Genomic DNA, 11,593 nt, shown 5'->3' with positions numbered 1-11,593 from the left:
AGCCAGTGGTAATAGAGTGGTTGTCAGATTACTCAAAGCCCTCTTTAGAGGGCAACCACTAGAGAAAGACCCTTATAGGGTCAGAGCAAACCACCCGTTCTACGGGTGGTTATGATTGCCCTCATACATCTTTAACTTTGAACAATATTGATTGATTTTGAGCGACATATATTTTATTTGCATAGTCCTATATCCGTCAAAAAGGCCGTACTATTCCCTTTTTCAATCACGGCCGTGTTAAAAGTTAAACCCCGTTGCGATAAATAATCGATTCAATCTGCACAATCTCCCAATTTGAATTCTTTTTAATATATAGAATATATTTTACAATGCAAAAGAGGTATTTTATAAATTTACTTAGAATATATATAATAGTACGTATAAAGTAGTTTATCGATATGGTATTCTACGAATTTCTAACCTGTGTCTACCCGCGGTGGGTCGTAAAAAGCCATAGCGGGACGTAACTGTTGTTTGTTTAAATTTTTTAATATTCTAATATACAGTGTATTACACAAGGAGAACAGCATGGAACAATTTGATGCAATCGTTGTAGGCGGTGGCTTAGCAGGTGCGGCAGCTGCTTATCGAATGGCCAAAGAGGGTGTGAAAGTGCTCTTGGTTGAACGAGGGAGTTATGGGGGCGCGAAGAACATGACGGGTGGTCGTATTTATACGCACTCGTTGGAAGAGTTGATTCCTGATTTTAGAAAAACCGCTCCATTAGAACGGAAAGTAACGAAGGAGCGCATCTCCATTTTGGAAGGCGGCAAAGCGACAACCGTGGAATACGAAGCGGAACCGGCTCAGCCGAAAGACGAATCCTATGTGGTATTGCGCGGCGTTTTTGATAAATGGCTCGTAGAACAGGCTGAAAAAGCGGGAGCCGTAGTAGTTAACCGAATTCAAGTCAGTGAACTCCTCATGGAACACGGCAAAGTAGTAGGCATTCGTTGCGGCAAAGATACTTTGCGTGCCGACGTAGTCGTATTGGCTGACGGCGTTAATTCCTTATTGGCGGAAAGAGCCGGTTTGCGGGCACCGATTACGGCTGCCGAAGTAGCGGTTGGCGCCAAAGAAGTGTACAGCTTCAATAAAGGCGTTTTGGAAGAACGTTTGGGCCTCGACGGCAATGACGGCTTGTCTTGGCTTTTCATGGGCGATATTACGCACGGCCTCATGGGCGGCGGTTTTATCTATACCAATAAAAACAGCTTGTCCATCGGCGTTGTAGTCGGTCTTGAACACATCGGTGAATCGGATGCGACTATCGACGAAATGTTTAACGAATTCATGGCGTATCCGACAGTGGCGCGTTTGTTAAAAGGCGGTAAACTCCTCGAACGTAGCGGTCACATGGTGCCGGAAGCGGGCTATAATATGGTGAGCACTTTGAGCGGTGACGGTTTTGTCATCGTCGGTGATGCGGCCGGTTTCTGTATCAACATGGGCTACACCGTACGCGGCATGGATTTTGCCATTGCGTCCGGTATGTACGCAGCTGATGCGATTATTAAAGCTAAAAAATTAGGCGATTTCTCCGCCGGTGCCATGCGTTATTACGATATCATGATTCAGGACAGCTTCGTAGGTAAAGATTTGAAAACTTACCGTCACTTCCCTGAATTCCTCAATAATCCGCGAATTTTCCAAAAATATCCGGGAATGGTTAACGGCATCATGTCCGATGTATTTACCGTGAACGGCGACGGCGCGAAACCGCTTGTTCCGAAATTGTTGAAACGGGCTACCGGTGTAGGCCTTGTGAACTTGGCAATGGATGCCCTTAAAGGAGGTCGTGCCCTATGACAAACTTAGAAGAAAAATTAGGTGTCAATAAATATTATGTAAACGAAGGTCATCCGCACATTGAGATTATCCATGATTATCCGGATATGAAGGAAAAAATGAAACTCGTCAATGCCTGCCCGGCCGGTTTATATACCTTAAACGACGACGGTACGCTCGCATTTGACTACGCCGGTTGCGTAGAATGCGGAACTTGTCGAGTTTTGTGCGGTAAAACGATTGTAACTAAATGGGAATACCCGGATGACACGAAGGGTATTGAATTTCGTCAAGGCTAATAGGGAGGCTGACTATGGAATTACTCGTATGTATCAAGCAAGTGCCGGATACGTCTGAAATCAAGCTCGATCCGGAAACGAACACTTTAATTCGTACCGGCCTGCCAAGTATTGTGAATCCGTTTGACATGAATGCGCTCGAAGCAGCGCTCGACGTTAAAGATAAATACCCGGGAACCCGCGTTTCCGTGATTACCATGGGACCGCCACAAGCATCGTTGGCGTTAAAAGAATGTATCTCCATGGGCGCCGATGACGCGTACCTCATTACGGACCGCGCTTTTGCCGGTGCCGATACACTCGCTACCAGCTATACTATCGCTTGTGCTATTGCTAAAGTGCAGGAAGACCAGGGCAAACCATTTGACATGATTTTCTGTGGCAAACAGGCTATCGACGGTGATACGGCGCAAGTAGGTCCGCAGATTGCGGAAGAATTGGGCATTCCTCAGGTAACGTACGTGTGCGACATCGAAGTGAACGATAATATCGTTCGTACGAAACGCGAACACGAAGAAGGTTTCGAAGTGTTGGATACGGAAATGCCGATGCTCCTTACGGCCGTAAAGGCACTAAACGAGCCACGTTATCCGACACTTCATAATTCCATTCGCGCTACGCAGTATGAAGTGAAGACGATTACCGTTAAAGACATGACGACGGACCCTAAACGCCTCGGCTTACAGGGTTCGCCAACGCGTGTACGCAAAGTATACAGCCCACCTATGCGCTCCGCCGGCACCATGCTTACCGGTGCGGTTTCGGAATCCGTAGCAACCGTTATGGATGTGTTAAAACAAAAAGAACTTATCTGATAGCTAAGGAGGAATTACGGTGTTTGAAGAATACAAAGGTGTCTATGTCATTGCTGACTGCTTCGACGGTCAGGTGCGCAAAGTCACATATGAATTAATTGGTCAGGCTCGCCTCATAGCGGATCAGTTGCATGAAGATGTTCATACCTTGCTTCTCGGTGCCAACGTCGCATCGGAAGCCCAGAGCCTCGTGGAATACGGCAGTGATTACGTTCACGTATTTGAACATCCTTTATTGGCTCGATACAATACCGACGGTTACACCAAGGTTATTACCGATTTCTTTGCCAAGGATAAACCGAATGTTATCCTCATCGGCGCTACCAATGACGGTCGCGATTTGGCGCCGCGTATTTCCGGTCGTATGAAAAACGGCGTTGTAGCGGACTGTACGATTTTGTCCGTAAGCACATCCGACGGTCTTGTAGAATGGACTCGTCCGGCTTTGGGAGGTAACATTTTGGCGGAAATCATCTGTCCGGAACATCGCCCGCAAATGGGCTCCGTTCGTCCGAACGTGTTCAAAATGCCGGAACGCCAAGAAGGTCGTCAAGGTCATATCAACAAAGTAGATGTTAACCTCAGTGATTCGGACATTCGCAATCGTTTCGTGGAAATGATTAAGGTGGACATGAACGATGTTAACATTGAAGAAGCGGAAATCATCGTGGCCGGCGGTCGCGGTATGGGTTCCCCTGAAAACTTCAAAGTATTGGAAGAATTGGCCGATGCTTTGGGTGGCGTGCTCGGCGTAACCCGTCCGATTGTTGAAAAAGGCTGGTATCCGTTAAGTCGCCAAGTTGGTCAGACCGGTAAGACGGTAGCGCCAAAATTATACTTGGCCTTCGGCATCTCCGGTGCCATTCAGCATACGGCCGGCATTACGGGCTCCGATATGATTGTGGCCATTAATAACGATCCGGAAGCCTCTATTTTCAAAGTGTGCGACTACGGTATCGTAGGCGACGCTATGGAAGTAGCTCGTGAAATGATTGCGCAATGCAAGGCTATAAAAGGATAAAGTGAAAACCCAATTATTTACTTATTAATAAAATTTGTGAAAAAGCTATGGTGTAATGACACTGTGGCTTTTTCTTTTTTATATGATGAATAGTGCAAAAATATAAGATGTGTGAAATTTTAACACGGCGGTATGAAATATAATTTTTAACCACCGTGTTTTGTTTTATGAGAAACACTGATAAAATAATGGCTATATGTCTTGTGGGGGGGCACAAATATGATAGTATTTAGATATAAATGAAGTCGTGATGAATTGATTGGTGTAGGTAATAATCAATTCACTGTTTTCAAAACGTTAGTTAGTGGACGTATTTTGAGAGGAGTATTGGGTATGAAAATCAAGAAAAATGGTCATCGCGTAGTTAAGGCATCCTTGGGGAGTGCAGTTTTATTGAGTTTGTTATTAGGGGGACAGGTTTTTGCGGCGGATCCGATTGTAATTAATTCGGATAATAATACTGTATCAGGTGCAGATAATTCCACTGTTATAGGCAACGAAAATACAGTTACTAACAGTAAGAGTCAAGTTATTATAGGCGATGAAAACAGCGTTAAAGGAAGAAACTCAGGTACTCATACTGGAAATCAGGAGGATAGAACTGATAATGTTTCAGATTTAGTAGTCGGGAAGGGAAATACGATAAGTGGAAATAATCTCTATATGAAGGGATATGAAAGTTTCACCGTAATCGGCAATAATAATGACTCACTAAATCCATCTGCTGGAATTATTATTGGAGATAATCATAGTGTTAAGGATGTTACTGATTCTGTCATTATTGGATCCTTGACTCCTGACGAAAAAAGTGTGACTAAAAATTTGGAAATAATGAATCAGGTTGTGATAGGATATCATACTCAGAGCGGCAACGGTGGTACTGTAATTGGTTATGGTGCCAAGGCTTTAGGTGTATATGGAACCGTTACAGGATATAATTCTGTTAGTGATAAAAGAACATACTGGTCCACAATTTATGGTGTAGATAACAAAGTAAGCGGAGAAAAGTCTGCAAATATATCTAGTGGTGTTGTTGGTACGATGAATAAAATCGATTCATCGAATAACTCAATGGCATTTGGTACTGGAAACTGGATAACAAATGCTGGTGGTGATATGAGTGATGTGATGGAAAAGCGATTCAGTTCATATCGGTTTATGGATATAGTTATGCATGGCAGTGATAATGACGGTTATTCTGATCGGGTGTCTACACTGATGGGGGATTATGCAGAACTTAATGGTGGTTCTGTTTTTGCTTTAGGAAATAGTAATAAATCTGAATATACAAGGCGCTCTTCGTTAATTGGTAGTGGTAATATTATAAATGGGACAAAAGATGCTGCTAGTGACTACAATACTATTGCAGGGTATCAAAATTCCGGAACTAATTTAACTAACGTATCAGTTATGGGGACCGGTAATACTATTAGTGATGTGGCTATGGGTGTAGTAATCGGTGATTATCATGAATTATCCGGCGGTAGTAATAATGTAATTCTTGGTTCTATGGAGACCAAAAATGGGCTTTTAACAAGAATATATACGCCTTTAAAGAATGTTAATACAGGTGAAGCATATTCAGGTATTCCTATTCCGTATACAGTAAAAGTGAAAACACCCGTGAAAGCTCATACAGAAAATATTAGTAATGCTGTTATGCTTGGTTATAATACAGATGTGCAAAATGATGGTGGTGTTGCTTTAGGAAGTAACTCTATTGCATCCGTAGATAAAGGTGTGTATGGATATAACCCGATTACAGGTGGTAACTTTGATAGTGAGGTATCTATTGCGACATTCGTGGGGAAGGATGCACGGCTTGCAGAATTGAATGAAAGTATTCCTGATTTAGAGTCAAGTTATACGACGGCAAAAGCTGATTATGAAAGTAAGGTCGCTGATTATCTTTCCAAGAGTTCTACTTATGCGACTAAAGTTCAATTTTATGGCGCGGCTGAATCTGGATCAGATGAACAAGCATTATATAAACAGCAAATGGATGCTGCTAAGACTGCATTAGATGCCGCTGAAACAGCTATGAATGCGTCTGAAACGGCTATGAATGATGCCAATACAGCCTATACCACCGCTGTATCAGAAAAGAATCAGATTACTTCTGCGTGGAAGTCCAATGCCGCAGCTGTTTCCGTTGGCGACAGTGAAGCTGGTATAACTCGTCAAATTACTAATGTAGCAGCCGGTACAAATGACACTGATGCTGTTAACGTAGCTCAACTTAAAGCAGCCGTAGATGCTGCCGGCACAGGCTTACAAAAAAGTAACAATGCTTTGAGTTATGGAAACAATAAACTATCCTTATCTATTAAAGACTCGGATGGTAAGGACTTCATTACAGGTAGTGTAGAAATATCTGATTTAGCCAATTCGATTAATACTCGTAATAGTGTAGGTAACTTTGATGGCGACAATACTATTACTATTGAAAAAGCTGAAGGCTTAAATGAATTTAATGGTGTAAAATACCAGCTTAAAGTTAATACTGATGGCAAGGTAGCTGCAGATAATAAAGGTGTTGTTAATGGCGGTACCGTTTACAACGAAACTCGCGTTGCTAAAGACGGCACTTATGTTAAACAATCTAAATCCGCAGGAGAAAACTTGACTGCTTTGGATAGTCAAGTAGCTGCCAATACGACTCAGATTACGCAGAACACTAATAATATTACTTCCATTTCCAACGAAGTAAGCAATATTACCAATAATGTAACCAGCTTGAACAGCCAAGTTAATAAATTGGATAATCGAATTAATCGTGTCGGTGCCGGTGCCGCCGCATTAGCTGCTTTACATCCGCAAGATTATGATCCGACTGCTAAGTGGGATTTTGCGGCCGGGTATGGCAACTACAAATCGGCCAATGCAGTAGCTATCGGTGCATTCTATCGTCCGACGAATGATTTGTTATTCTCCGTAGGCACCAGCATGGGTGGCGGTGAAAACATGTTTAACGCCGGTGTGAGCATTAAATTCGGTAAGAGTAGTGAATACTCCAACTATTCCAAAACTGATTTAGTCTCCGTAATCTCTAGCCAGCAAGCGGAAATCAGTGCAGTTAAAGCCGACAATGAAGCCATCAAAGCGGATAATGAAGCTAAAACTAAACGTATCGAAGCGTTAGAAAAACAGATGCAGGAAATTTTAAGCCAAATCAATCGCTAAGAGAGTTCATAATGCATGTACTGTAACCGATTGTGAGGTTAGTTCCCCTCAATCACAGCACCCAAAAACCAAAAATTCATTTTAAAACACTTTTATCAAAAACTCACTTAAAAAGGACGTACATCAATACTAGAGCAACCCGGGCTCTGACGAGATGTACGTCCTTTTTTTACTTCCTTCTTTTATTCTGTATTGAGCGCTTTTGTTTTATAACTGTATTTTTTATTTTGCAATAAGGACTCTTATTTTATGACTCAATACAATTATCGATAAACCTCTATAGGTCAAATTGTTTGACTTATAGAGGCTTTTAGATTTATAATGAAACTGTAAAAAGTTTTGATTGAAAAGAGGGGTAGCATGAAAGCTGTGGTTGTTTATGAAGCGGGCGGCGTAGATAAGTTAATGTATCAGGATGTGCCGACGCCTTCAGTTAGACCGGGTTGGTCTTTGGTTAAGGTGAAGGGCTTCGGTATCAATCGCTCAGAGATTTTTACAAGACAAGGCTATTCGGAGACGGTGCAGTTTCCGCGTATTTTGGGGATTGAATGTGTCGGTGTCATTGAGAAAAGCACCGATGAAAATCGTTTGCCGGAGGGGACGAAGGTCGTGTCGACGAAAGTCAGCTCCAAGCCGTTTTTGACTATATTTCGAAGTATAATTTGGACTTCGCTCCGGCGAAGGTATTTGCCTTGTCGGACATTCGCGAAGCCCATGCGTATTTGGATAGTCTTGAAAGTTTTGGCAAGGTGGTGGTACTAAATGACTGAAAAGTTACTACAAACAAAAGCATACTCCCGAATCCGAGACAATCAGATGTCTATTTTTGAAAATTACGCGCGCAAACACGGCATGCAGAGCAAGTCGATGCTGATTTTGATGTGGATTTACTATAATCCGGAAGGTATTACGCAGCAGCAGATTGCGTACAAAACGTATTCTACGAAGCAGGTTGTGAATGCGACAATCAAGACCTTCAAGGATAAAGGCTATCTCCTGTTTGAAGATGGTGCCGCGGATCGACGCACGAAGCTCTTAAAGTTGACTGATGCGGGGAAAGCCTATGCAGCTTCGGTATTGGATACGTTGGAGCAAGCTGAATATGAGGCTATGAATGAATTAACGCCGGAAGAACGTGGAGCACTGCTGCAGTTGAGTAAAAAATATACCGATGCATTGACAAAACGAATTGAGAAAGTAAGTGAGGCAGAAGCCGATAATTAACAGGAACGGCAGGTGAAAGAATGATTGAATTTAAGAATGTAAGCAAATTATATAAAGAGAAGGCGGCGCTCCGTAATATCAACATGACCATCGAGTGCGGGGAGTTTTTCGTCCTCGTCGGTACGAGTGGTAGCGGTAAAACGACGACGCTTAAGATGATTAATCGCCTTTTGACACCGACGGAAGGCACGGTTTCGATTAATGGTGTTGATGTACAGCAGTCGGAGCTGAGAGAATTGCGCTTAAACATCGGCTATGTATTGCAGGCCGGTGCCTTATTCCCAAATTTAACGGTCTGTGAAAACATCGAAATCATCCCGGAAATGAAGGGGTGGCCTAAAGAAGAACGTGTTAAAACGATTCGCTCCTATCTTGAAATGGTGGGGCTCGATCCGGAGCAGTATTTGAATCGGTATCCCCATGAACTATCCGGCGGGGAACAGCAACGCGTGGGGATTTTAAGAGCCATCGTGACAAAACCTTCGATTTTACTCATGGATGAACCGTTCAGTGCCCTCGACCCGATTAGCCGTAATCAATTACAGGCACTCATCAAACGCCTCCATGATACGTTTAAGCTGACGATAGTCTTTGTAACCCATGATATGGCAGAAGCGGTGAAATTGGGGACGCGCATTTGCGTTATGAGTAAGGGCGAGGTTGTGCAGCTCGATACGCCACAGGTGATTAAAGAGCAACCGGCTCATGAAGTGGTTAAACGTTTTTTCTATGAGGAGTAAGACATGGACAATTTAGTAAGTACATTCATTGAACGACAAGGGGAATGGGTGCAATTATTGGTTGAACATGTGCAAATCTCCATGATTGCGCTGTTTATCTCAATTTTATTAGCCGTACCTTTTGCCATCTTTGTTGTTAAATACAAAAGAGCGTCGGAATTTACCTTACAGGTAGCCGGCATACTACAGACGATTCCGTCCTTGGCTTTATTGGGGCTTTTCATTCCGCTCCTTGGTATCGGCAAGATACCGGCCATTGTGGCACTCGTTATTTACGGGTTATTCCCGATTTTGCAAAACACCATTACGGGCCTCAACAGTATTGACCCGCTCTTACAAGAGGCGGCTGATGCGTTCGGCATGAATCGCTGGGAAAAGCTTAAGAAGTTTGAATTGGCGCTCGCCATGCCGTCCATTATCGGCGGGATTCGTACGTCCTCGGTTATGTTAATCGGTACGGCCACGCTGGGCGCCTTAATCGGGGCCGGCGGTCTCGGAGCTTTCATCTTGCTCGGCATTGACCGCAACAACTCCGCCCTGATTCTTATCGGGGCTATTTCGGCGGCCCTTCTTGCCGTGCTGTTCAGCGTGATTATTAAGTTTTTAGAGACAAAATCTTTAAAAGTTATCGGATCTTCCTTCGCAGCTGCTTTGGTATTATTGGTGCTTTCCACGATTAACGTAGGCGGTATCGGCGGGGTGGGCAATATTGGCGGTCATCCTATCTTGATAGCGGCCGGCAAGCTTGGCTCGGAGCCGGAAATCTTGATTAATATGTATAAGGAACTGATTGAGGATCAGACGGACATCAAGGTGATTGTTAAGCCAAGTTTCGGCAAGACGAGCTTCTTGTATGAGGCGCTTAAAAAAGGCTCCATCGATATGTATCCTGAGTTTACCGGCACGGTAACGTCCGCTTTGTTACAGCCGCCACTGACGAATATCGGGAATAATCCGAAAACCGTATATGAAGCGGCTAAAGAGGGCATTTTAAAACAGGATAACTTGGTATTGTTGGAACCGATGGCGTACCAGAATACGTACGCTTTGGCGGTAAAACGCTCCTATGCGGAAGAGCATGGACTCAAAACGATTTCCGATTTGCAAAAAGTGGTAAATACGGCCAGAGCCGGCTTCTCCTTAGAGTTTAATGACCGCTCCGACGGGAATAAAGGGTTACAGTCTCTCTATGGTCTCAATTTCAGTGTAGTGACCATGGAACCGAGTCTTCGTTATGAAGCCATCGACCAGGGCGATGTGGACGTGATTGACGTATTCTCCACGGACCCTGAAATTATCACCCATGATTTGGTAATGCTCGAAGATGACCGCGGTCTCTTCCCACCATATCAGGGGGCGCCGTTACTACGGGCCGATACGCTTAAAAAATACCCTGAATTGGCACCTGTTTTAAATAAGCTGGCCGGGTTGATTACGACGGATGAAATGCTGAAGATGAACTACGAAGTAGACGTAGACGGCAAGAACGCCAATGACGTGGCTGTGGCCTATTTGAAAGAAAAAGGCTTATTGCAGCATAAATAAATACTATACCTTCCCTTAAAAGGCTTTGCGGCGTGTCCGTGAAGCCTTTTAAAATATAGAATTTTACAGCCCTTATTATGTGTTATAATCAGATTATCAGCTTTTTGAGAGACTTATGAAAGAAGGGATTGTATGCCTGGGTTAGGTACTTTAATCAATATGTTAATCATCGTAGTTGGGGGACTCATCGGATTAACAGCACGCAATTATTTGAAACAACAGCTATTGGACACGTTGATGGTGGCCATGAGTGCTTGCATTATTTTTATCGGGATTGCCGGAGCCGTTCAAGAGTCACTCGTCTTTGACGGTCAAAAATTTGCTCTTACCAACTTGATGATGCTGGTAGTAACCTTTATTATCGGTACTGTCATCGGGGAATTTATTGATTTGGATAAAAAATTAGAGGATTTTGGCGCCTGGCTTCGTGTGAAAACTAAGAATGAAGGGGAAGGCGGTTTTGCCCAAGCTTTTTTAACCGCATCTTTTACCGTCTGTATTGGTGCTATGGCGATTATTGGCTCTATTAAGGATGCCACGGGCGATCCGTCAATTTTGATTGCGAAGGCTATGATGGACGGCATTGTCGTTATGATTATGACCACCACTTTGGGCAAGGGCTGTATCTATTCCGCCATTCCCGTGGGTATAGTGCAAGGGTTGGTTACCCTATTGGCTATTTTTATTTCCCCATGGCTGACGAATCAGGCACTCAGCAATATATCGCTGACCGGCTCGATTATGATTTTCTTAATCGGTGTGAGCTTGCTTACAGGGAAGCATTTTCGGATTGCCAATATGTTGCCGACCCTTGTGGTGGCCGCGTTGTGGGCGTGGTTGTAAAAACCGGTTTGGGCTTGCTTGCAAGTGTTGCCGGAGAGTTTTGGCCGTCAGCAATACCGAGTCGTGAGATAACTAAATAGTTGATTTTGTTTTTGAATAAAAATAAACTCTGTCGTAAAATTGCGGCAGAGTTTT

The 11,593-nt window shown here is 43.6% G+C and carries 10 protein-coding genes and 1 pseudogene; all 11 read left to right on the top strand.

All coding sequences use genetic code 11. The annotated features are described in order from the left end of the window. The first annotated feature begins 528 nt into the window (after positions 1-528). The 11 genes and pseudogenes from E7204_RS06340 to E7204_RS06295 all read left to right on the top strand — a co-directional run bounded on the left by E7204_RS06340 (position 529) and on the right by E7204_RS06295 (position 11,458). Complete coding sequence (locus tag E7204_RS06340) at positions 529-1,809, top strand: FAD-dependent oxidoreductase (protein ID WP_295182860.1); 1,281 nt, start codon at positions 529-531, stop codon at positions 1,807-1,809. Then, positions 1,806-2,087, top strand: a complete 282-nt coding sequence (locus E7204_RS06335) for a ferredoxin family protein (RefSeq protein WP_006555881.1) — start codon at positions 1,806-1,808, stop codon at positions 2,085-2,087. The genes E7204_RS06340 and E7204_RS06335 overlap by 4 nt, the downstream gene beginning before the upstream one ends. A 14-nt stretch (positions 2,088-2,101) precedes the next feature. Further along, on the top strand, positions 2,102-2,902 hold the full coding sequence (locus E7204_RS06330; protein WP_295182858.1) for an electron transfer flavoprotein subunit beta/FixA family protein: 801 nt from the start codon (positions 2,102-2,104) through the stop codon (positions 2,900-2,902). A gap of 13 nt (positions 2,903-2,915) precedes the next feature. Further along, entirely contained in the window at positions 2,916-3,923 is a 1,008-nt protein-coding gene (locus tag E7204_RS06325) for an electron transfer flavoprotein subunit alpha/FixB family protein (protein WP_295182862.1), read from the top strand. A gap of 333 nt (positions 3,924-4,256) precedes the next feature. Then, positions 4,257-7,106, top strand: coding sequence for a YadA-like family protein (locus tag E7204_RS06320; protein WP_295182857.1), 2,850 nt, complete (start codon positions 4,257-4,259; stop codon positions 7,104-7,106). Between the two features lie 360 nt (positions 7,107-7,466). Beyond that, positions 7,467-7,712: pseudogene (locus E7204_RS09630) on the top strand (alcohol dehydrogenase catalytic domain-containing protein); the annotation flags it as partial. 56 nt (positions 7,713-7,768) lie between these two features. Further along, positions 7,769-7,876 carry a hypothetical protein gene (locus tag E7204_RS09625; RefSeq protein ID WP_366483584.1) on the top strand — a complete coding sequence of 36 codons (108 nt, stop codon included), beginning with the start codon at positions 7,769-7,771 and terminating at the stop codon, positions 7,874-7,876. After that, the gene (locus E7204_RS06310) at positions 7,869-8,330 is read left to right on the top strand and encodes a MarR family transcriptional regulator (protein ID WP_295182854.1); all 462 of its coding nucleotides are present in this window, start codon (positions 7,869-7,871) and stop codon (positions 8,328-8,330) included. The genes E7204_RS09625 and E7204_RS06310 overlap by 8 nt, the downstream gene beginning before the upstream one ends. 20 nt (positions 8,331-8,350) lie before the next feature. Then, positions 8,351-9,070 (top strand): ABC transporter ATP-binding protein, encoded by a 720-nt coding sequence (locus tag E7204_RS06305; protein WP_295182853.1) that lies wholly within the window; start codon positions 8,351-8,353, stop codon positions 9,068-9,070. Positions 9,071-9,073: 3 nt separating this feature from the next. Further along, the gene (locus tag E7204_RS06300; protein ID WP_295182852.1) at positions 9,074-10,615 is read left to right on the top strand and encodes an ABC transporter permease/substrate-binding protein; all 1,542 of its coding nucleotides are present in this window, start codon (positions 9,074-9,076) and stop codon (positions 10,613-10,615) included. Positions 10,616-10,747: 132 nt separating this feature from the next. Continuing rightward, a complete protein-coding gene (locus tag E7204_RS06295) occupies positions 10,748-11,458 on the top strand; it encodes a DUF554 domain-containing protein (RefSeq protein ID WP_295182851.1) in 711 nt (236 codons plus the stop codon). The last annotated feature ends 135 nt before the right edge of the window (positions 11,459-11,593 follow it).

Origin of the sequence: Veillonella sp., from assembly GCF_015058545.1 — a bacterium.
Taxonomy (GTDB): Bacteria; Bacillota; Negativicutes; order Veillonellales; family Veillonellaceae; genus Veillonella_A.
This window is presented reverse-complemented; position numbering and strand designations above follow the sequence as displayed.